This is a genomic window from Methylobacterium sp. 142-1Y (assembly GCF_057747795.1).
Genome location: NZ_CM173224.1, coordinates 63784 through 83676, shown reverse-complemented (window position 1 = coordinate 83676; position 19893 = coordinate 63784). Strand labels below are relative to the sequence as shown.

Sequence of the window (19893 nt, the reverse complement as noted above, 5' to 3'; positions counted from 1 at the left end):
CGTGAACACTGTTGCGCTCAATTTCGAGGACGGCGTCACCCGCTTCATCGCCTGCCGCCCGGGCGAGACCGTGGCCGACGCTTCCTACCGCCTCGGCATCAACATCCCGCTCGACTGCCGGGACGGCGCCTGCGGCACCTGCCGGGTCCATTGCGAATCCGGCCGGTTCGATCCGGGCAGCTACATCGAGGATGCGCTCTCCGACGAGGAGGCGGCGCAGGGCTACGGCCTCGCCTGCCAGATGCGGCCGCGGACCGACCTGGTTCTGGCGGTGGCCGCCTCCTCGGAGGTCTGCAAGACCAAGGCCGCCGCCCTCAAGGGCCGGGTTTCGGCGGTTCGGCGCCTGTCCGACACCACCTTCGGGCTCTCTGTCGAAACCGGGGAGCCGGTCGGCTTCCTGCCGGGGCAGTACGTCAACATCGCGGTGCCGGGCAGCGGCCAGGCGCGGTCCTACTCGTTCAGCTCGGTCCCGGGCAGCAGCACCGCCGAGTTCCTGATCCGCAACATCCCGGGTGGGCTGATGAGCACTTATCTCGCGGAGGGCGTGCAGGAAGGGGCGAGCCTCGACCTGGCCGGCCCCTCGGGCAGCTTCTATCTCCGCGAGATCCGCCGCCCGGTGCTGATGCTCGCCGGCGGCACCGGCCTCGCCCCGTTCCTGTCGATGCTCGGCAAGGTGGCGGAGACCGGCACCGACCAGCCGATCCACCTCGTCTACGGCGTCACCCACGATGCCGACCTCGTCGAGACCGGGGCGCTGGAAGAGGCCGCGGCCAAGATCCCGGGCTTCAGCTTCGAGACCTGCGTCGCCTCCCCCGACAGCCGGCATGCGAAGCGGGGCTACGTCACCGAGCATCTGGCCGATGCGCATCTGCATGGCGGCGCGATCGACACCTATCTCTGCGGCCCGCCCGCGATGGTCGACGCGGTCCGCAAGACCTTCGCCGAGCGTGGGCTGACCCCGGCGAGCTTCCACTACGAGAAATTCGCCGCGAGCGGTGTCGGGGGTGGGGCATGAGCGCCCCCGACATGAGCGGCTTCGTCTCGCCGAACCGCTTCTCGGCCAAGGTCGCGGTGGTGACCGGCGCCGCGCAAGGGATCGGACGCGAGGTCGCCTTGCGCCTCGCCCGCGAGGGCGCCGCCCTCCTCCTCACCGATCGCTCGGAGATCGTCGAGGAGACGGCGGCCGAGGCCCGCGACCTCGGCGCCAAGGCCGCGGTGCAGCTCGCCGATGCCGAGACCTTCGAGGGCTGCGAGAGCGTGATGGCCGCCGCCGTCGCCCGGTTCGGCCGGCTCGACGTGCTGGTCAACAATGTCGGCGGCTCGATCTGGTTCAAGCCGTTCGCGCATTACGCCCCGCACGAGGTCGAGGCCGAGATCCGGCGCTCGCTGTTCCCGACCCTGTGGTGCTGCCGGGCGGCGCTGCCGCACATGCTGGCGAATGGCGGGGGCAGCATCGTCAACGTGTCGTCGGTGGCGACGCGAGGCGTCAACCGCGTGCCCTACGCCGCCGCCAAGGGCGGGGTGAACGCCCTCACCGCCTGCCTCGCCTTCGAATATGCCGAGCACGGCATCCGGGTGAACGCGGTCGCCCCCGGCGGCACCGAGGCGCCGCCCCGGCGCATCGCCCGCAACCCGACCCCGCCGAGCGACCAGGAACGCGCCTGGATCGCCGAGGTGGTGGCCCAGACCAAGGCGTCGAGCCTGATGCACCGCTACGGCACCGCCGCCGAGCAGGCCGCCGCCATCCTGTTCCTCGCCTCCGACGAGGCCTCCTACGTCACCGGCACCGTCCTGCCGGTGGCCGGCGGCGACCTCGGCTGACCCCATCACCCAAGCAAGAGAGGAAACGCCAATGACCACGAAGATCGCCGATTCCGCCGAGGCGCAAAGCCTGTTCGACAAGGTCGCGGGCCTCTCGACCGATTCCGGCAACCCGCGCATCAAGCAGATCGTGCGCCGCGTCGTCGAGGATGCCTGCCGGATCGTCGAGGATCTCGACGTGACGCCGAGCGAGTTCTGGACCGCGATGAGCTACCTGACCGAGACCGGCCAGGCCAACGAGTTCGGCCTGCTGATGCCGGGTCTCGGCGTCGAGCACTTCATCGATCTGTGCATCGACGCCAAGGAGCGGGCGGCCGGGATCGAGGGCGGCACGCCGCGCACCATCGAGGGCCCGCTCTACGTCGCCGGCGCTCCGCTGGCGAAGGGCGAGGCGCGCCTCGACGACGACCCGGAGGACGGCGAGGTGCTGATCGTCGAGGGTCAGGTGACGGGTCACGGCGGCGCACCGGTGGCGGGCGCCATCGTCGATGTCTGGCACGCCAACACGCTCGGCAACTACTCGGTGTTCGACAAGGGCCAGAGCACCTGGAACCTGCGCCGGCGCATCGAGACGGATGGGGAGGGCCGCTACCGCTTCCGCAGCATCCTGCCGAAGGGCTATGGCTGCCCGCCGCAAGGCCAGACCCAGAAGCTGCTCGACCAGCTCGGCCGCCACGGCCAGCGCCCGGCCCATATCCACTTCTTCGTCTCCGGCCCCGGCCACCGGCAGCTGACGACGCAGATCAACCTCTCGGACGATCCCTATCTGCACGACGACTTCGCCTTCGCCACCCGCGACGGGCTGATCGCCGAGGTGGTGCCGGTCACCGATCCGGCGGCGATCGCGGCGGCGGGGCTGGACGCACCGTTCTCGACCATCCGGTTCGACTTCGCGCTCAACGCGGAAGTGGCGCATGCGCCCGACCCGGTGGTGGTGCGGCCGCATGCCGAGGCGGCCTGAAGCGCAACGCCCGCATCCTCCCCCGCACAGGGCCGTCCGGGAAAAGGAAAAGGCGCTGATTTCCCCTCTCCCCGCGGGCGGGGAGAGGCCTGAGCTCCGAAGGGGCTCAGGGAGCCCATAGGGCGAGGGTGAGGGGGTCTCTCAGGAAGAGGCCCCTTCGCACCACCCCCTCACCCTCGCTCCGGCTTCGCCTCCGCTTGCTGCGTCTCCTGAACGGAGACACAGCCCTCTCCCCGCCCGCGGGGAGAGGAGAAGACCCGCGCCCTTCTTTACCCGAACAGCCCTGCCGCAGAGGGGGGAGGGTTCAGAGCCCGCGCTTCAAGCCCGAACCGACCCCACCCCACACATCCCGAGACCCCCATGCTCGCGAAGAACCAGCTCCACGACGCCGTGCATCAAGCGCCCGCCCGAGACCTCACGGTCGCCGACATCCGCACCACGATCGTCGACGTGCCGACGGTGCGGAAGCACAAGCTGTCCCAGACCTCGGTCACCGCCCAGAGCTACGTCATCGTCCAGTTGCGTCTCGCCAACGGCGTCGAGGGCATCGGCGAGGCGGCGACGCTCGGCGGGCCGCGCTGGAGCGAGGAGAGCGTCGAGGGCATCAAGGCCACCATCGACACCTACCTCGCCCCCGCCCTGATCGGTCAGCCGGCCGACCGCTTCGTCGGCGCCGGCGAGCGCCTGGATGCGGCGGCAAAGCGCAACAACGCCGCCAAGGCGGCCCTGGAGACCGCCCTGTTCGACGCGGTCGGCCAGACCCTCGGCCTGCCGGTATCGGCGCTGCTGGGGGGGGCCGTACGCACGAGCTTCCCGGTCCTGTGGACGCTCGCCTCCGGCGATCCCGACCAGGAGATCGCGGAAGCGGAAGGAAAGCTCGCGGCACGGCTGCACCGCACCTTCAAGATCAAGATCGGCGCGCAATCACCCGAGGCCGACCTCGCCCGGCTCACCCGCCTGTCGAAGGCGCTGTCCGAGCGCGCCACCCTGATCGTCGACGCCAACCAGGCCTGGGACGAGACCACCGCCCGGCGCTGCCTGCCGGTTCTCGCCGATCTCGGCATCGCCCTCGTCGAGCAGCCGCTGCCGGCCTGGAACGTCGCCGGGATGGGCCGCCTGCGCGCTCAAGGTCGCGTGCCGCCGCTGCTCGCCGACGAATGCGTGTTCACCCCCCACGACATGATGGGCGTCGCGCAAGCCGCCGCGGCGGACGCCGTGTCGCTCAAGCTCGTCAAGCACGGCGGGCTGGTGGAGCTGCGCAAGGTCGCGGCGGTGGCCGAGGCCGCCGGCATCGGCTTGTACGGCGGCTGCCTGCTCGAAAGCTCGGTCGGGGCCGCAGCGCATCTCCACGCCTTCGCGACCTTGCGCGATCTCGCCTGGGGCTGCGAGCATTTCGGGCCGCAGATCCTCACCGGCGACCTCGTCACCGAGCCGCTCGCCTTCCACGACTTCGCGGTGCACCTGCCCGAGGGCCCCGGCCTCGGCGTGACCCTCGATCCCGACAAGCTGCGCCACTACGCAAGGAACTGATCCCATGCTGTACTGCGTCGAGATGGACGTCGCGATCCCGCACGGCCTCGATCCCGAATACGTGGCGAATCTGAAGGCCGACGAAAAGGCGAGAGCCCAGGATCTCCAGCGCCAGGGCAAGTGGGTGCATCTGTGGCGGGTGGCCGGTCGCTACGCCAATATCAGCGTGTTCGACGTCGAGAGCCACGACGAACTGCATGACATCCTGTCCGGCCTGCCGCTTTTTCCGTTCATGACGATGCAGGTGACGCCGCTCGCGCGACACCCCTCGGCAATCGGGTGACGGACGGCACGATCCCCGGTTCGTGAAACCCTCCGCGCCATCCCGGGGCTCGTCGAAGACGAGAACCCGGGATCCAGAACCGCCGACAGTTCGGAACAAGTCGGAACGCGCATCGCCTCGTCCTGCATCGTCAGCGGTTATGAATTTCGGGTTCCGCTGCGCGGCCCCGGGATGACCCGGTGGGTGAAAGATCTGTCGATGACCTCGACGATCCCCATGCCACGCGGCGAAAAATCAAAAAGTTACAGAACACTATCCAGGAGGAACCCAACGCCATGCCCACTCCACGCAGCATCGACGTCCAGGACGTCATCAACCGCCACGGCGTCTCACGCTTCCAGATGCGGATCGTGCTGCTGTGCTTCCTCGTCGTCGCCATCGACGGGTTCGACACCGCCGCCATCGGCTACATCGCCCCGGCGCTCCGCAGCCAATGGGGTGTGACCCAGGCGCAGCTGGCGCCGCTGTTCGGGGCCGGCCTGTTCGGCCTGATGATCGGCGCCTTCCTGTTCGGCCCGCTCGCCGACCGGGTCGGCCGCAAGGGCACGCTGATCGTCACCACCGCCTTCTTCGGACTCGCCAGCCTCGCCTCGGCCTGGTCGACCTCGATCGAGATGCTGACGATCCTGCGCTTCGTCACGGGCTTGGGGCTCGGCGGCGCGATGCCGAACGCGATCACGCTGACCTCCGAATACTGCCCCGAGCACCGCCGCTCGTTTCTCACCATGGCGATGTTCTGCGGCTTCACCGTCGGCTCGGCGCTCGGCGGCTTCGCGGCGGCGCACCTGATCGCCGATTTCGGCTGGCCCGCGGTGCTGGTGATCGGCGGCGTTCTGCCCCTCGTGCTGGTGCCGGTGCTGATCCTCGGCCTGCCGGAATCGGCGCGCTTCCTCGTGCTCAAGCAGGCCCCGGCCGAGCGTGTCGCCAAGCTCCTGCGCCGCATCGCTCCGGCCGAGGATTTCTCCGGCGCCACTTTCACCGGCATCGCCAAGCCCAAGGGCTCGCCGATCGGCCAGCTGTTCCAGCCGGGCCTGATCGCCGGCACTTTGTGCCTGTGGCTCACCTTCTTCATGAGCCTCCTGATCTTCTATCTGCTGTCGAGCTGGCTCCCCACCATCATCAGCAGCGCCGGCCTCACCCTCAAGGAAGCCTCCCTCGTCACCGTGATGCTCGCCACCGGCGGCACCGTCGGCGGGCTGGTGCTGGGCGCGCTGATGGACCGGGTGAACCCGCACGCGGTGCTCGGCCTGTCCTACCTCGCGGCGGCGGGCTTCGTGGCGCTGATCGGCAGTTCCACCGGCTCGATCGCGCTCCTGGTGGTGGCGGTGTTCGGCGCCGGGTTCTGCGTCGCCGGCTCGCAGATCGGCATCAACGCCCTCTCGGCGAGCTACTACCCCACCGCCAACCGCGCCACCGGCGTCGCCTGGGCCAACGCGGTCGGCCGCGTCGGCTCGGTGGTCGGCTCGATGATCGGCGCCTCGCTGATCGGGCTCGGCTTCGGCCTGCCGGCGACCTTCGGCATCGTGGCGGTGCCGGCGCTGATCGCCGCCGCGAGCATCATGCTCAAGGGCCGGCTCGGCACGCCCGCCGCCCGCCTCGCCCCGGCGCTCCAGAGCACCTGACGCGTCCCCTCCCCGCGCGGGCCATGCCCCGCGCGGGTTTCCTCGAATCCGCGCGCCATCCCGGGAGATCGCCATGCCATCGACAGCCTCCGCTCCCCGAAAACCCCTGCGCGTCGCCGTGGTCGGCGGCGGCATCGGCGGGCTGACCCTGGGCCTCGCGCTCCGCGCCCACGGCCTGAGGGCCGCGATCTACGAGCAGGCGGCGGAACTGGCCGAGATCGGCGCCGCCGTGGCGCTCTCGGCCAACGCCACCCGCGAGTTGGAGCGGCTGGGCCTCGGACCGGCGCTCGCCGCCGTCTCGACCGAGCCGACCGAACTGATCTTTCGCGATGGCCGCAGCGGCGCCCGGGTCGCCGCTCATCCGGTCCGCGACGGCGGCGCCTATCGGGCGAAGGTCGAGGCGCCGTATTACGGCGTGCACCGGGCCGACCTTCAGAAGGTCCTGAGCGGGGGGCTCGCCGGCGAGGGCCTGCATCTCGGCCACCGCCTCACAGCCCTCGACCAGAACGGCGACGTGATGGCGCTCACCTTCGGGAACGGCGTCGAGGTCGAGGCGGATCTGGTCGTCGGCGGCGACGGCGTGCGCTCGGCCGTGCGGCGCTGGATCACCGGCGGCGAAAAAGTCCGTTATTCCGGCACCAGCGCCTTCCGGGGCGTGGTGCCGATGGGCCTGCTGCCCTCGCTCCCCGACCCGCAAGCCATCCAGTTCTGGATGGGGCCGGACGCGCATCTCCTGCACTACGCCATCGGCGGCGAGGCCGATTCCGTCAACTTCTTCGCCGTCGTCGAGGGGCCGCAGACCTGGACCTGCGAGCGCTGGCTTGCCGGCATCGCGGCGGGTGAGCACCTGGCGGGCTTTGCCGGCTGGCACCCTGCCGTGATCGAGATGATCGACGCCCTGCCCCAGACCCAGCGCTGGGGCCTGTTCGTCACCGACCCCTTGCGGCGCTGGCATCGCGGCCGGGCGGTGCTGATGGGCGACAGCGCGCATGCCATGCTGCCCCATCACGGCCAGGGCGCCAACACCACGATCGAGGATGCCGTGACCCTGGCGGAGTTGCTCGCCGCGGGCGGGGCGCGGGACCTCGACGGGATGATGCGCTGCTACCGGAGCTTGCGACAGGCGCGCACCCGCACGATTCAGCGCAGCGCCTGGGCGACGAACCGGCTGCTGCACCTGCCCGATTCCATCGGCCCCGAGGCGCTGGCGCGGCGCGACGCCCGGATGGCGCGTTTCCCAGAAAATTTCGGCTGGATCCACGCCTTCGACGCGCGGGCCGTGGTCAGGGATGCCATCGCGGGGGAATCGAGAGCCGCCTGATTCCACCGCCCGCAGGCACTGCAGCCAGGTGCTTGCCGGCGGGGACGGAGAGGCTGCCGCTGCGCGGCGGCCTTGGCGCACGAACACCCCTTTTCTTGAAAAGCCATTTCATACGCTTTCCGGTTGATTAGGCCAGCTTGGGCTTTGGCTTTGCGGTTTTGGGCAGCCAGTGGAAGCTTGTGCGTGAGCTGATGAGGCCGGGCTGCTCGCTTAAGGTCGCGCACCGCTGCTCGACCACGCGTTCCAACTCATCCAGGTTGGCGATGTACCGATTGACCACCGGCTCATCGACCAGCGGCCACAACGTCTCGGCCGGCTGCAGTTCGGGCGTATAGGGCGGCAGGTAGACGAGCCGCACACCCTCGGGCACGCTTAGATTGGGCTGCGTGTGCCAGCCGGCATTGTCGAGCATCACCACCGCCCGGCAGCGCGTGCCGGCTCCGACCTCGCGCGCGAAGTCGGCCAAGAGTCGCTCGAAGAACGGCTTGGACAGGCCGTTGGAGAGGTACCACACCGTCTCGCCCATGGCCGGCGCCACGAAGGCGGTGACGTGCAGCCACTTGAAGCGATGCTGGCCCAGCGCCACCGGCCGCTCTCCCGCCGGCGCCCAGACCCGTCGCGTGACCGGCTTCAGGCCGAGGCGGTGCTCGTCCATCGCGTAGACGACGACCGGCAGGCGCGGCTCACGGGCCTCCTCCTCGTCGACGGCCTGCGCCAACTTTTTTTAAAAGCCTGCGCAGCCTCGGGCGTGGCCGCGCGCGGGTTGCGCGGGCGCGGCCGTTGCAGCGACCAGCCCAGCGCCTTGAGCGCCTCCCAGCCGCGCTGCACCGCCACCTGCTCGCGCCCCAGGTCCTGGGCCAGGACGTCCGCCACCGTGCGGCTCGTCCACACGCCCCCGTCCGGCGGCGGCTCGGCCAGGCGCTGACGCAATCGCTCGAGGACATCTGGCGTCAGGAGGCTGGCCGCGGCCCCGTTGTGGCGGCGCCGATCACCCAGCGCCTCGACCCCCTCAGCGTTGTAGCGCTCGCACAAACGGCGCACCCAGCGTTCGCTGAAGGCGGTCGCCGCGGCGGCTTCTGCGAAACTGTGGCCCTTGGCCAGAAGCCAGATCGCCTGGGTCTGGCGGGCGGTGCGCGCGTCACGGCAGGCCGTGAAGCGCTCCGCCAACTCCGACACGCTCAGGTGGGCTACCGGGCCAGCCATCGCCGCCTCCTTCGACAAACAGCATGACCGACCAATGCGCCAGCACACCCGTCAGTTCACAGCTAAGCTGATCGAATCATACGGAAATCGTATCATTTCATCGATTTCATATGACTAGGCCGAATGCCGGCGCACGAGTCTTTGTGCGTAGGCCTCCGGCGACGAGCTGTGCGATGGCCTGTCGATCTAAGATTGCGATCCGCCATCATCGCGTCGATCGTAGACGGATGGCGAGACCATTCCAGCGTCTCATAGTGAACGAAGCGACTATCGAGGATATGAAGACTGCATGAATTTCATGCTTATCGATTTATAACCCACGTCTTGTTGTGTTTATCCGGAAAAAACTCAGCGCCATCGGCCTTAGGCGAGCCACAACCGCTACGCGAGAGGCAAACGAGAGATCCGGCTCGCGGCCACCCCCATCCGGCCTAGGCTGTAAGCCCGAATTTTTATAACATAGAGCAAGTACTACTTGCGCGAGCATGATCCTGGCATATGACGCGACGACGGCCGCCAAGGGCCGTCCCCCCACCCCTCCCCGTGCCGCGGAGCTGCTCGCGCATGTCCTGCGCGACCTCGCCTTGTCCTACGAGGCCGAGTGCCCGGGGGGGTTCGCGCGCTTCCGGCAAGCCCTGTCGGTCGAATCGCTCGCGGTCATCGCCCGCTTCAGCGGTTCGGCGGCGAGCGACGAAGCGGCGCTTGCCCTGGCGCGCCAGGTGCACGAGACGCTGCTCGACGTCGAGGAAGACGTTTGGGCGCTCCACACCGCCGCGCACTGATCGCCCTTCAAGGCCAGCCTACTCCGCCGCGGCGACTCCGCCCTGCGCCGCGTGCAGGCGCCGGTAGGCGCCGTTCACCGCGACCAAGGCGTCGTGCGAGCCCTGCTCCAGGATGCGCCCGTTCGACACCACGGCGATGCGGTCGGCGTGCCGGATGGTGGCGAGGCGGTGGGCGATGACGAGCGTCGTGCGGCCTTGCGCCAGTTCGGCGAGGGCCTGCTGGATCTCGCGCTCGGTCTCGGTGTCGAGCGCCGAGGTCGCCTCGTCGAGGATCAGGATCGGCGGGTTCTTGAGGAAGACCCGGGCGATGGCCAGGCGCTGCTTTTGCCCGCCGGAGAGCTTGACGCCGCGCTCGCCCACCACCGTGTCGAGGCCGTCGGGCAGCATCGCGATCAGGGCGTCGAGCCGGGCGCGATGCGCCGCTTCCCGGATCTCCGCCTCGCTGGCGTCGAGCCGGCCATAGGCGATGTTCTCGCGGATCGTGCCGGCGAACAGGAACACGTCCTGCTGCACGATGCCGATCTGGCCCCGCAAGGATGCCAGGGTCAGGTCGCGGATGTCGTGCCCATCGATGGTGATGCGCCCGGCCTCGACCTCGTAGAAGCGCGGCACCAGGGAGCACAGGGTGGTCTTGCCGGCCCCCGACGGGCCGACGAAGGCGACCGTCTCGCCCGCCCGCACCGCCAGATCGACCCCATCGAGCACCGGGCGGCCATCGCCGTAGCCGAAGCGCACGCCCTCGAACCGGATCTCGCCGCGCAAGGCCGGAGCCGGGATCGCATCAGGCCGGTCGACGATGTCGGGGGCGGTGGCGAGCAGTTCCCTATACCGCCGGAACCCCGCGATGCCCTTCGGGTAGGTCTCGACCACCGCGCTGATCTTCTCCAGCGGCCGGTAGAACACGCCGACGAGGAGCAGGAAGCCGACGAAGCCGCCGGGGCTGAGGTCGCCCCGCACCACGAAGGCGGCGCCACCCAGCAGCACCACGATCTGGACGAGGCGCATGCCGAGATAGTTGAGCGACAGGCTCGCCGCCATGATCCTGTAGGCGTCGAGCTTGGTGGCGCGGTAGCGCTCGTTGTCGGCGGCGAACAGGCGCCGCTCGTGGGCCTCGTTGGCGAAGGCCTTCACCACCCGGATGCCGCCGACATTCTCCTCGATGCGGGCGTTGAAGGCGCCGACCCTGCCGTACTGCGCCTGCCAGTTCCGCGTCATCCGCCCGCCGTAGCGCACGGTGACGAAGGCGATGACCGGCAGGATCGCGGCGGTCATCAGCGCCAGCGGCGGGTGGACGGTGAGCATCAGCCCGAAGGCGCCGAACAGCGTCATCACGGCGATGAACAGGTCCTCGGGCCCGTGATGGGCGACCTCGCCGATCTCTTCGAGGTCCTTCGTCACCCGGGCGACGAGGTGGCCGGTCTTCTGGTTGTCGAAGAACCGGAACGACAGCGTTTGCAGGTGGTCGAAGGCGCGGGCGCGCATCGTGGTCTCGATGTTGATGCCGAGCACGTGACCCCAATAGGTCACCACCACCATCAGCCCCGCATTGGCGACGTAGAGCAGCGCCAGTCCCGCGGCGGCGAGCAGGATCAGGCTCCAGTCCTGCCGCGGCAGCAACACGTCGACGAAGGCCTTCACCGCCATCGGGAAGCCGAGTTCGAGCAGGCCCGACAGGATGGCGCAGCCGAAATCGAGGAGGAACAGGACCCGGTACGGCCGGTAATAGGCGAGGAAGGCCTTCAGCATGTCGATCCGGCGGGGTGGGGCGCAGCCGGAGCGGCGCGCGGAGCCCTGATACGCGGGAAACCGCGGGCGCGACAAGGTCACGGCGCGTGCCAAAGGGCCGCTCCGGGCGAGTGCGCCGGGGTACGGGAAGGACAGGGTGGTTCGGGAGCGACTGTACGGCTGTTCCGGGACCTATCTCGATATTATTCCAAATCGAGAGTGCCACGGCCTTCCGCACCCTGATGAAGGCCGCAGGTGATGCTCTACTTGCCGATGATCTTGGACAAGCGACGGTCGTGTGCTGGATCGTCTCCCGGGCAGAGCCGGGCGATCCGAGAAACGAGATGGCGCGGGTTTCCCCTCACGCCGCCGCGTCGCGGGCCCCGTCGGCGGCGAGCACGCCGCGGCGGATCTGGTCTTCCTCGATCGACTCGAACAGGGCCTTGAAGTTGCCCTCGCCGAAGCCGTCGTCGCCCTTGCGCTGGATGAACTCGAAGAAGATCGGCCCGATCGCGTTGGCCGAGAACAGCTGCAGCAGGATCTTGGTCATCCCACCCTCGACCACGCCCTCGCCGTCGATCAGGATGCCGTTCCGCTCCATCCGCTCCAGCGGCTCGCCGTGGCCGGGCAGGCGCTTGTCGACGCGGCGGTAATAGACCGAGGGCGGCGCTGGCATGAAGGCGACGCCGCGCTCGCGCAACGCCTCGATCGTCGCGTAGATGTTGCGGCAGCCGCAGGCGATGTGCTGGATCCCCTCGCCGTTATAGGCGTGCAGGTATTCCTCGATCTGGCTCTTCTCGTCGGCCGATTCGTTGATCGGGATGCGGATCTTGCCGTCGGGCGAGGTCAGCGCCTTCGAGAACAGGCCGGTCTGCTTGCCGGCGATGTCGAAGTAGCGGATCTGCCGGAAGTTGAAGATCCTCTCGTAGAACCCGGCCCAGACGCCCATCCGGCCGCGATGCACGTTGTGGGTCAGGTGGTCGAGGTAGAAGAGGCCGAGGCCCTCGGGCCTCGGATCGCGCGCATCCAGCCAGTCGAACTCGGCCTCGTAGGGCGAGCCCTTCTCCCCGTAGGTCTCGACGAAGTAGAGCCGCGAGCCGCCGATGCCCTTGATCGCCGGCACGTCGAGGGTCTTGCTCCCCTCCGCCGGGTCGGCCGGCTCGGCGCCGAGCGCGACCGCGCGCTCGTAGGCGGCCTCGGCGTCGACCACCCGGAACGCCATCGCGGGGGCGCAGGGGCCGTGGGCGGCGACGAACCGGTGGCCGTGGCTGCCGGGCTCCTCGTTGACCAGATAGTTCACGTCGCCCTGGCGATAGACCGTGATCGCCTTGGTGCGGTGGCGCGCGACCGCCGTGAAGCCCATGGCGCGGAAGAGGTCGTGCAGGGCCTGGGGCTCGGGATGGGCGTATTCCACGAACTCGAACCCGTCCGTCCCCATCGGGTTGGCGGCGGTGACCTGGGCGGCCGGGGCGTCGTGCGGATAGGGGCCCATCGTTCACGTCCTCCTGAAAGCGTGACCCGCATCACAGCATGGACGGCCCGCGAAGGCTGTGCGAAATCCGGGCGCCGACCGGGCCCGCATGCACGGATCGTGCATGGATGACGCCATCGATGACCGATCCTCTCGCCCTCGACGGGTTCGACCTGAAAATCCTCGCGGCTCTCCAGGAGGATGGCCGGCTCGGCAACCAGGAGCTCGCCGACAGGGTGCATCTCTCCGCCAGCCAGTGCTCGCGCCGGCGCCTGCGGCTGGAGGAGCGCGGGGTGGTGCGGGGCTACCGGGCGGAGCTGGCGCCGGGCCCGCTTGGGCTCGCCGTCACGGTGTTCACCAAGGTCGCGCTCGCCACCCACAACCGCGACAATGCCCGCCGCTTCGCCGAGCTGGTCCGCGGCCTCGACTGCGTGCTGGAGGCCCACGTGATGACCGGCGACAGCGATTACCTGCTGAAAGTGATCGTGCCCGACCTGAAGGCGCTGTCGGCGGTCATCAACGACGTGCTCCTGCCGCACGAGAGCGTGGCGCATGTCCATTCCTCGGTGGTGCTCGACACGCTGAAGGAGGCGGCGCCGCTGCCGCTGCCGCGCGGCCCTGCTTCCGGGTGAAGGCGCCTGCCGCAGAGGCCGCTCGCGCGGTGTTTCCGACGAATCGACGATGCAACCTCCGCCGTTGACGAACGCTTGATGGATCCAGGCCACACTGCGACCCGGGACAAGCCCGGCGGAGGTCAGGCGCCATGATGTGGGACGGCATCGCACTCTTTTCCGGCGCGCCGGTTCGGCGCTCAGCGGACGGCGTGCTGGGTGCCGCGGGTGTCCCTCCCCTGCGCGAGCCCGAGCGGCCGCGGCGGGCCAAGGTCGGGCTGGCGCTCGGTGGCGGCGCCGCCCGGGGCTGGTCGCATATCGGGGCGATCGAGGTGCTGCAGGAGGCCGGCATCGCCATCGACGTCGTGGCCGGCTGCTCGATCGGCGCCGCGGTCGGCGCCTGCCATGCCGCCGGCAAGCTCGGCGAGTTGCGCGAGTTCGCCCTGTCGCTGACCAAGCGCCGGGTGATGGGCCTGCTCGACTTCCATATCAGCGGCTCGGGGCTGATCGCCGGCGAGCGCCTGCGGCGGCTGCTCGAGCGCGACCTGGGCAGCGCCCGCATCGAGGACCTGCCGCTGACCTTCGCGGCGGTGGCGACCGAACTCGGCACCGGCCACGAGATCTGGCTCACCCGCGGCGGCCTCGTCGAGGCGGTGCGGGCGTCCTACGCGCTTCCCGGCATCTTCGATCCGGTGAAGATCGCCGGGCGCTGGCTGATGGACGGGGCCCTGGTCAACCCGGTCCCGGTGACGGCGGCTCGCGCGCTTGGCGCCGACGTGGTGCTCTGCGTCAACCTCAACGGCGACATGCGGGTGCGCGGCACGGTGATCCAGTCGCACGGGGCGGAGGGCGCCGACGCGGTGATGGAGGCCGCCGCCGAGGCCGCCGGCGCACCCGCGGAAGAGGCGCGGCGCTGGCCGCTGATCGGCGGCCGGCGCCAGAAGCCGAAACCCCGGCCCGAGGCCGGCGCGCCGAGCGGCATCGCCAGCGTGATGGTCGACGCCTTCAACATCACGCAGGACCGGATCTCGCGCTCGCGGCTCGCCGGCGACCCGCCCGACGTGATGATCAACCCGAAGCTCGCCCAGATGGGCCTGTTCGAGTTCCACCGCGCCGAGGAATGCATCGAGCTCGGCCGCCAGGCGACGCGGCGGATGCTGCCGGAGATCCACGAGATGATCGCGGCCGCCGTCACGCCGGTGTAATACCAACGGTCGTTGAAAACGACCTTTGGTTCCGCTCTCGAATTTTCGCCAAGCCCGAGGTCCCGGACTTCTGGGCTTGGTGTCGAAAATTCGAGATGATCCAACGGCCTCGTCGATCTCGGGCTTGCCCGAGATCGAATCGATGCGTCAGCATCTTGGGCCGTTGGTATAAGGCGGGTTCGGCGGCTCGACCGCCGAACCCGTCAGGCCGTGGCGATGTACTCGCGCAGGGCCTGGTGCTCGGCCTCGACCGAGGCGATGCGGTGCTTGACCACGTCGCCGATCGAGACGAGGCCGACCAGGCGACCGTCCTCGACCACCGGGACGTGGCGGAAGCGGCCGTCGGTCATCAGTTCCATCACCTCGTCGACGGCGGTGCCGCGGGTGCAGCACACCACCTTGGCGGTCATGTGCCGGGAGACCGGCGCCTCGAGCGCGGCGCCGCCGCCGCGGACCACGGCCCGGATGATGTCGCGCTCCGACAGGATGCCGAGGACGCTCTGGCCGGCATCGCTCACCACCAGGGCGCCGATGCCCTTCTCGGTCAGGAGGGACGCCGCCTCGGCCAGCGTGCGGTGGGGCTGCACGGTCACCACGGTGCGGCCCTTCTGCGACAGGATGCGCGCAACGGTCATCAACACCTCCCTGCTCGGGCCCCGCCGGCCGGACGACGATCCGGGCGGGACGCTCATTGGACGCCGAGTGTGTGACCGTACGTCGATCGAGGCAAGCACCCTGGAAGTCGAAAGAAAACAATCGCCCGCAGCGTCAGCGTCGCCCGAGCCGTTCGACCAGGGGAAGCATCAGGAACCCGACGACGAAGCCGCCGAGATGCGCGTCCCAGGCGACCGCGGAATCGGTGAGGCCGAGCGGCAGGGCGGCGAGGCCGAACAGCAGGTTGGTGACGAACCAGATGACGAGGAAGACCGCCGCCGAGCGGTTGCGCATGAGTTCGGGGATGGTCTGCAGCCGCGTCGGGACCGGGCGCTGCCACGGCAGGGCGGCGGAACCAGGCGTTTCGACCGGCTGGAACGCGAAGCGCACCGCCGCCGCCATCAGCCCCGACACGCCCGCCGAAGCGCCGATCAGCGGCACGGTGCTCAGGGGATCGATGAGCACGTGGAGGAAGCCGCCCGCGGCGGTCGAGACGAGGGCGATCAGGCCGTAGCGCCAGGCGCCGCAGCGCCGCGCCACCGGGGTGCCGAAAGCCGCGAGCCAGACGCTGTTGAGGAGCACGTGGGCCCAGGAGCCGTGCAGCAGCGCGTAACTGACGAAGGTCCAGGGCATGGCGCCCGGATCGGCCACCAGGTAGGCCGCGAAGGCCTTCCGCGCCTCGACCTCGAGGGCGCTACCGCTCGAGGCCGCGGCGGTCCTCAGCACGTCCGCGGCCCGGTCGGGGTCGAGGGCGAGGGTCCAGCGCGCCGGCACCAGGGCGAGGTCGAGGAGCAGGGTGATGTCCCAGACGTCGGGCAGCACCTGCCGCACGGCGTGGATCAGCACCAGGATCCCGACCGAGGCGGTGACCACGGCGGGCATGTTGAACACCGGCACGCGCGGCGGTCGCGGGAGGTCGGGGGTGGCATCCATGCGGGCACCATTGCGGGCGCCCGAGGCCGACCGCAAGGGCGAGGGGTGACGCGGGCTCACGCGTGACTGCGAAAAACGGGGCCGCGCACGAAAAAAGGCCAGAAAAAAAGGGAGAGCGTTGCCGCTCTCCCCGAAGAGAGTGAATCGCACCACGCCACGCGGATGGCCGCGCGCATTGCATGCGGGACGCCGCCAGGACCATGACGACGCGGGCCTTCCGGCCCTCACTCCTGTTTCACGCGAGCGGGCATAGGGCGTGCCTGCCGCCCCAGCCAGCCCGAAATCGCTGTCGCCCACGACGATCGCGCAGGTGTGGGCCAAACGCAACATTTATGACTTGGTAACCCTAATAAAACCTTACGCTCTCGCCGCCCCGCTGTTCGGCATACGGTCTGCTGCACCGAATCAGCTGAGCCGGCCGCCGTCCCGCTTCGGAACGACGGAAGGCCGCCCCTGGACCGCCCGACCCCAAGACCGTGCCAGACCGAGACGCCATGAAGCACCCGACCAGCCGCATGCTCCACGCCTACTGGAACGGCCTGCGCGGCGCCCGCGCCGCCCCGGAGCGGGGCGAGATCGAGCCCGGGGAGATCCGCCACGTGCTGGCCGACAGCCTGATCCTGGAGATCGACGCGGCCCGCCAGGCCGCCACGGTGAGGCTCGCCGGCACCCGGCTCTGCGCCCTGTTCGGGGCCGAGTTGCGGGGCTTCTCCTTCGCGGGCCTGTGGGGCGAGGCGCCGGCCGCCGACCCGTGGCGGCTCGTCGAGGTGGTGATCCAGGAGACCACCGGCGTCGTGGTCGGCCTCGTCGGGGTGACGGAAGCCGGCGAGACGATCGACCTCGAATTGCTGCTCCTACCCCTGCGCCACCGGGGCAAGACCCAGACCCGGGTGATCGGCTCGCTCTCGCCGGCGGTGATCCCGACCTGGCTGGGCCTGCGCCCGATCGTGGCCCTGCGCACCGTGTCGCTGCGGATCCTCACCCCCGAGGCGAACGCCGCCCCCGCCCCGCTGGCAGCCCCCCCGCCCGCCGCCAACGACGAGCCCGGGCCGGAGCGTCGCAAGCGCTTCGTGGTGCATCGCGGCGGCCGGCTCTGAGAAGCGTTTCCTTAACCATTCCGCCGCACCCTCGCCGGACCGGCCCGTTCCGCATCGGGACGGTCGCGCGTGACGAGGCGGGGTATCATGACCAACGAGGGGGCGAAGGTGACGGATCGGGCCGCCTCGCTTCGGGTGCGTCCCCTCCCCTTGCAGGTCGTGGCGGAGCAGCGCCGGTACAGCCGCGTGGCCGTGGCCCTGCTCGGGCGCTACATGCTCGCCGACCGGCAGGAATATCCGTGCCAGACCGTCGACATGTCCCCGGGCGGCCTGCGCCTCATCTGCGCGGCCGGCGGCGAGATCGGCGAGCGCATCGTGATCTACCTCGACCATGTCGGGCGGATCGAGGGCACCATCGCCCGCGTCCTGCCGGACGGACTGGCGGTGACGATCACCGCCACGCCGCGCAAGCGCGACAAGATCGCCTCGCAGCTGACCTGGCTCGCCAACCGGGCGGCGCTCGGCCTGCCGGAGGACCGCCGGCACGAGCGCGTGGTGCCGCGCCACACCCTCACCACCCTGCGGCTCGAGGACGGGCGCGAGATCGCCGCCCGCATCGTCGACGTCTCGCTGTCGGGCGCGGCCATCGCCTGCGAGGCGGCGCTTCCCCTCGATTCCGGCGTGATCGTCGGCCGCACGCCGGCGCGGGTGGTGCGCCCGTTCAAGGGCGGCGTCGCGGTGGAGTTCCGGCTGCCGCTGTCGCCGGATCGGTTCGATGAGAACCTGGTTCTATAATACCCAAACAGAACCAATTTTCCTGCCACGGTCACTATTTTTTTATTCGATGTCGGAATTTGCAGGCAAAATTGGCATTTCGCGTCGCATGTAGGCATCAAATAAAGGCACGGTGAATGCCGTATCACCGTGAGCAGGGGCAAAAATAATACCTTTTTTTATCAGAGCAGATCGTGTTGGCGCAGCGGATGTTACTTTGAGCCCTAGCTTCTCCGCAACATCGCCGGAGCGATGCTTCCCTCGCCCCATTTCCGCCAAGGCGCGCATATAACGCTTCTCCGATGGAGTGCACCGATCGAACCGCACGCGGAAGAAGCTTTGATCAAGTTCGCGCACGGCCGCTTCACTTGCTCGCTCAATTACGTCAACACCAATATGATCATCGTCAGCAGTATTCCAGGCCTCATATCCCCATTGCTGCAGGAAGTATGGATATTTCTCAGTATCTGAGATGATTCGCTCGATCGCCGCATCACTGAAAGTAACGCCTTCGTCAGCAGCGGGTCGGACTATCGCCGCCACCGCATCGTCGTGTGACAGAGCTCCGATCTCTGGATAACGAAATAACCGTTCGGCATATGATTTCGAATTTCCTGCTAGGCCGCGTATTTGGGGGAGACCTGCGCCAACAAGAATGAGAGGCAGACTGCGCTGATTAACGCGATGCACCGCCATAATTAAAGCGCTAAACTCGCGCTCCTCTAAATATTGAAGCTCGTCGATAAAAATAGCTACGGGTTTACGTGCCGCCTTCGCAGCCTCAGCGATTGCCAAGATCAATTCAGGCAAATCAGCTTCGATGCTACCGCTGTCTGCAAGACCAGCCTCCGCATCAATGCCGAGGCTCAACCCATCGTCCCCTCCCCTTGAAACGCTCAGCCCTGAAAGAAATCCTTTGATACGAAATCCGGAAGATCCCTTCCGGATTTCGTATCACGAGCCCGCGCGGCGCCTGAGCGAAGCCGATTTCCGCATCGCGAAGCGATCAGCCGGAAATCGTATGAGGCCGCGCAAGCCCCGCCGAGCCAATTCCTTCCCACTCTCGATCATGCTCAAGCTGAAGAGGATGGTGCGGAGGGAAGGCGCTATGAGTTCGGGAAGGCGCTTGCCTTCGTGAGCTTCGATGAAGGCGCTCTTGAAGCGCTCATCGTCTGCAGTCTCGTTCAACCGGTTGAGCAGCACAGTCTTGCCGACACCACGAAGGCCCACCAAGATCAGGCTTTGTGTTGTACGACCCAGCGCCACTCGCTGCAGAGCTGTAGTCCCAGTCGCGAGCACCTCGGCACGTCCAGCAAGCTCGGGCGGCGGTGACCCCGCACCGGGAGCGTAGGGGTTGCGAACCGGGTCCATTTCAAACGACCTTATGCGTTTATAACCAAAAATCGCTATAAACGCATAAGATCGAAATAGGAAGGCGCATGGATGCGCCAGCAGACCTACTCCTTACAACGCCCCCTCCCGGATCGACCCCGGATCCGCCAGCGCATGGAGCAATCCCGCCGCCGCATGGGCGAAGCGGAGCGTCACGGCCTTGCGGCGGGCGGCGGCCAGGGGATGGGCGGGCGGCTCGCGCAGGATCGCGGCGCCGAAGGCGTCGGCGACGATGAGGCCGGTATCCTCGGGCAGGATCTCCACCGGCAGGGTCTCCGGCACCGCGAAGTAGAAGCGGTCGCAGAACTCGCGGTAATCCGGCCATTTCCGGTCGGCCCGGAAATCCGCGACGCTCGACTTGATCTCGATGATCGTCAGCTTGCCGCAGCCGCCGAGCGCGATCAGGTCGGCGCGACGGCCATTCGCCAGGGTGAATTCCGGGATCGTGACGTGGCCGAGTTCGGCGAAGAGGCGCCGCACGCCCCTCTGCACGCCGAGGGCGGTCGGCGATTGGCGGCGGTCGACGGGGAGCGAGAGGGCGAGGGCTGCGGACAAGGCTGTGGAGGGA

The 19893-nt window shown here is 68.8% G+C and carries 21 protein-coding genes; 12 read left to right on the top strand and 9 right to left on the bottom strand.

Going from position 1 to position 19893, the window contains the following annotated elements:
- The first annotated feature begins 1 nt into the window (after position 1).
- From benC to AC3AOF_RS00400, 7 genes are all read left to right on the top strand, one after another.
- Positions 2 to 1015 (top strand): benzoate 1,2-dioxygenase electron transfer component BenC, encoded by a 1014-nt coding sequence (benC, locus tag AC3AOF_RS00430; RefSeq protein ID WP_488347381.1) that lies wholly within the window; start codon positions 2 to 4, stop codon positions 1013 to 1015.
- Positions 1012 to 1821 (top strand): 1,6-dihydroxycyclohexa-2,4-diene-1-carboxylate dehydrogenase, encoded by an 810-nt coding sequence (locus AC3AOF_RS00425; protein ID WP_488347380.1) that lies wholly within the window; start codon positions 1012 to 1014, stop codon positions 1819 to 1821. The genes benC and AC3AOF_RS00425 overlap by 4 nt, the downstream gene beginning before the upstream one ends.
- Before the next feature lie 31 nt (positions 1822 to 1852).
- Entirely contained in the window at positions 1853 to 2782 is a 930-nt protein-coding gene (gene catA, locus AC3AOF_RS00420; RefSeq protein ID WP_488347379.1) for a catechol 1,2-dioxygenase, read from the top strand.
- A gap of 360 nt (positions 2783 to 3142) precedes the next feature.
- Positions 3143 to 4312, top strand: a complete 1170-nt coding sequence (locus AC3AOF_RS00415) for a muconate/chloromuconate family cycloisomerase (RefSeq protein ID WP_488347378.1) — start codon at positions 3143 to 3145, stop codon at positions 4310 to 4312.
- A gap of 4 nt (positions 4313 to 4316) precedes the next feature.
- Positions 4317 to 4595 (top strand): muconolactone Delta-isomerase, encoded by a 279-nt coding sequence (catC, locus tag AC3AOF_RS00410; RefSeq protein ID WP_236992522.1) that lies wholly within the window; start codon positions 4317 to 4319, stop codon positions 4593 to 4595.
- A gap of 275 nt (positions 4596 to 4870) precedes the next feature.
- Complete coding sequence (locus tag AC3AOF_RS00405) at positions 4871 to 6217, top strand: MFS transporter (protein WP_488347377.1); 1347 nt, start codon at positions 4871 to 4873, stop codon at positions 6215 to 6217.
- Positions 6218 to 6290: 73 nt separating this feature from the next.
- Entirely contained in the window at positions 6291 to 7538 is a 1248-nt protein-coding gene (locus AC3AOF_RS00400) for an FAD-dependent monooxygenase (protein WP_488347376.1), read from the top strand.
- A 127-nt stretch (positions 7539 to 7665) separates the two neighbouring features.
- On the opposite strand, the gene AC3AOF_RS00395 is transcribed toward AC3AOF_RS00400, so the two are convergent.
- A complete protein-coding gene (locus tag AC3AOF_RS00395) occupies positions 7666 to 8256 on the bottom strand; it encodes an IS630 family transposase (RefSeq protein ID WP_236993125.1) in 591 nt (196 codons plus the stop codon).
- Positions 8169 to 8741, bottom strand: coding sequence for a helix-turn-helix domain-containing protein (locus AC3AOF_RS00390; protein ID WP_236990882.1), 573 nt, complete (start codon positions 8739 to 8741; stop codon positions 8169 to 8171). The genes AC3AOF_RS00395 and AC3AOF_RS00390 overlap by 88 nt, the downstream gene beginning before the upstream one ends.
- Positions 8742 to 9226: 485 nt before the next feature.
- Between AC3AOF_RS00390 and AC3AOF_RS00385 the strand changes: the two genes are divergently transcribed.
- On the top strand, positions 9227 to 9523 hold the full coding sequence (locus tag AC3AOF_RS00385) for a hypothetical protein (RefSeq protein ID WP_236992525.1): 297 nt from the start codon (positions 9227 to 9229) through the stop codon (positions 9521 to 9523).
- 18 nt (positions 9524 to 9541) lie between these two features.
- Here AC3AOF_RS00385 and AC3AOF_RS00380 read toward each other — a convergent pair whose 3' ends face one another.
- Positions 9542 to 11269, bottom strand: a complete 1728-nt coding sequence (locus AC3AOF_RS00380) for an ABC transporter ATP-binding protein (RefSeq protein WP_236992936.1) — start codon at positions 11267 to 11269, stop codon at positions 9542 to 9544.
- 340 nt (positions 11270 to 11609) lie between these two features.
- Entirely contained in the window at positions 11610 to 12740 is a 1131-nt protein-coding gene (gene hppD / locus AC3AOF_RS00375; protein WP_488347375.1) for a 4-hydroxyphenylpyruvate dioxygenase, read from the bottom strand.
- Between the two features lie 119 nt (positions 12741 to 12859).
- Here hppD and AC3AOF_RS00370 point away from each other — a divergent pair, with 119 nt between their 5' ends.
- Complete coding sequence (locus tag AC3AOF_RS00370; RefSeq protein ID WP_488347374.1) at positions 12860 to 13351, top strand: Lrp/AsnC family transcriptional regulator; 492 nt, start codon at positions 12860 to 12862, stop codon at positions 13349 to 13351.
- A gap of 131 nt (positions 13352 to 13482) precedes the next feature.
- A complete protein-coding gene (locus tag AC3AOF_RS00365) occupies positions 13483 to 14535 on the top strand; it encodes a patatin-like phospholipase family protein (protein ID WP_488347373.1) in 1053 nt (350 codons plus the stop codon).
- Positions 14536 to 14738: 203 nt separating this feature from the next.
- On the opposite strand, the gene AC3AOF_RS00360 is transcribed toward AC3AOF_RS00365, so the two are convergent.
- Together AC3AOF_RS00360 and AC3AOF_RS00355 are read right to left on the bottom strand one after the other, a co-directional pair.
- Positions 14739 to 15170 carry a CBS domain-containing protein gene (locus AC3AOF_RS00360; protein ID WP_236992529.1) on the bottom strand — a complete coding sequence of 144 codons (432 nt, stop codon included), beginning with the start codon at positions 15168 to 15170 and terminating at the stop codon, positions 14739 to 14741.
- Positions 15171 to 15303: 133 nt separating this feature from the next.
- Positions 15304 to 16122, bottom strand: coding sequence for a rhomboid family intramembrane serine protease (locus tag AC3AOF_RS00355; RefSeq protein ID WP_236992530.1), 819 nt, complete (start codon positions 16120 to 16122; stop codon positions 15304 to 15306).
- Between the two features lie 494 nt (positions 16123 to 16616).
- Here AC3AOF_RS00355 and AC3AOF_RS00350 point away from each other — a divergent pair, with 494 nt between their 5' ends.
- The gene (locus AC3AOF_RS00350; protein WP_236992531.1) at positions 16617 to 17219 is read left to right on the top strand and encodes a PAS domain-containing protein; all 603 of its coding nucleotides are present in this window, start codon (positions 16617 to 16619) and stop codon (positions 17217 to 17219) included.
- Between the two features lie 87 nt (positions 17220 to 17306).
- Positions 17307 to 17954 carry a PilZ domain-containing protein gene (locus tag AC3AOF_RS00345; protein ID WP_236992532.1) on the top strand — a complete coding sequence of 216 codons (648 nt, stop codon included), beginning with the start codon at positions 17307 to 17309 and terminating at the stop codon, positions 17952 to 17954.
- Positions 17955 to 17996: 42 nt separating this feature from the next.
- Here AC3AOF_RS00345 and AC3AOF_RS00340 read toward each other — a convergent pair whose 3' ends face one another.
- The 3 genes from AC3AOF_RS00340 to AC3AOF_RS00330 all read right to left on the bottom strand — a co-directional run bounded on the left by AC3AOF_RS00340 (position 17997) and on the right by AC3AOF_RS00330 (position 19880).
- Entirely contained in the window at positions 17997 to 18803 is an 807-nt protein-coding gene (locus AC3AOF_RS00340) for an ATP-binding protein (protein ID WP_488347372.1), read from the bottom strand.
- An 84-nt stretch (positions 18804 to 18887) separates the two neighbouring features.
- A complete protein-coding gene (locus AC3AOF_RS00335; protein WP_488347371.1) occupies positions 18888 to 19304 on the bottom strand; it encodes an AAA family ATPase in 417 nt (138 codons plus the stop codon).
- A 93-nt stretch (positions 19305 to 19397) separates the two neighbouring features.
- Positions 19398 to 19880 (bottom strand): MmcB family DNA repair protein, encoded by a 483-nt coding sequence (locus AC3AOF_RS00330; protein ID WP_488347370.1) that lies wholly within the window; start codon positions 19878 to 19880, stop codon positions 19398 to 19400.
- Positions 19881 to 19893 lie beyond the last annotated feature (13 nt).

Excerpts from the sequence above, each read along its gene's own strand:
- AC3AOF_RS00425 (WP_488347380.1), top strand. The coding sequence starts at position 1,012 with ATGAGCGCCCCCGACATGAGCGGCTTCGTCTCGCCGAACCGCTTCTCG.
- AC3AOF_RS00415 (WP_488347378.1), top strand. The coding sequence starts at position 3,143 with ATGCTCGCGAAGAACCAGCTCCACGACGCCGTGCATCAAGCGCCCGCC.
- AC3AOF_RS00350 (WP_236992531.1), top strand. The coding sequence starts at position 16,617 with ATGAAGCACCCGACCAGCCGCATGCTCCACGCCTACTGGAACGGCCTG.
- AC3AOF_RS00365 (WP_488347373.1), top strand. The coding sequence starts at position 13,483 with ATGATGTGGGACGGCATCGCACTCTTTTCCGGCGCGCCGGTTCGGCGC.
- AC3AOF_RS00345 (WP_236992532.1), top strand. The coding sequence starts at position 17,307 with ATGACCAACGAGGGGGCGAAGGTGACGGATCGGGCCGCCTCGCTTCGG.
- AC3AOF_RS00370 (WP_488347374.1), top strand. The coding sequence starts at position 12,860 with ATGACCGATCCTCTCGCCCTCGACGGGTTCGACCTGAAAATCCTCGCG.
- AC3AOF_RS00390 (WP_236990882.1), bottom strand. The coding sequence starts at position 8,741 with ATGGCTGGCCCGGTAGCCCACCTGAGCGTGTCGGAGTTGGCGGAGCGC.
- AC3AOF_RS00405 (WP_488347377.1), top strand. The coding sequence starts at position 4,871 with ATGCCCACTCCACGCAGCATCGACGTCCAGGACGTCATCAACCGCCAC.
- AC3AOF_RS00380 (WP_236992936.1), bottom strand. The coding sequence starts at position 11,269 with ATGCTGAAGGCCTTCCTCGCCTATTACCGGCCGTACCGGGTCCTGTTC.
- AC3AOF_RS00355 (WP_236992530.1), bottom strand. The coding sequence starts at position 16,122 with ATGGATGCCACCCCCGACCTCCCGCGACCGCCGCGCGTGCCGGTGTTC.
- catC (WP_236992522.1), top strand. The coding sequence starts at position 4,317 with ATGCTGTACTGCGTCGAGATGGACGTCGCGATCCCGCACGGCCTCGAT.
- catA (WP_488347379.1), top strand. The coding sequence starts at position 1,853 with ATGACCACGAAGATCGCCGATTCCGCCGAGGCGCAAAGCCTGTTCGAC.
- AC3AOF_RS00335 (WP_488347371.1), bottom strand. The coding sequence starts at position 19,304 with ATGGACCCGGTTCGCAACCCCTACGCTCCCGGTGCGGGGTCACCGCCG.
- AC3AOF_RS00400 (WP_488347376.1), top strand. The coding sequence starts at position 6,291 with ATGCCATCGACAGCCTCCGCTCCCCGAAAACCCCTGCGCGTCGCCGTG.
- AC3AOF_RS00360 (WP_236992529.1), bottom strand. The coding sequence starts at position 15,170 with ATGACCGTTGCGCGCATCCTGTCGCAGAAGGGCCGCACCGTGGTGACC.
- AC3AOF_RS00385 (WP_236992525.1), top strand. The coding sequence starts at position 9,227 with ATGATCCTGGCATATGACGCGACGACGGCCGCCAAGGGCCGTCCCCCC.
- hppD (WP_488347375.1), bottom strand. The coding sequence starts at position 12,740 with ATGGGCCCCTATCCGCACGACGCCCCGGCCGCCCAGGTCACCGCCGCC.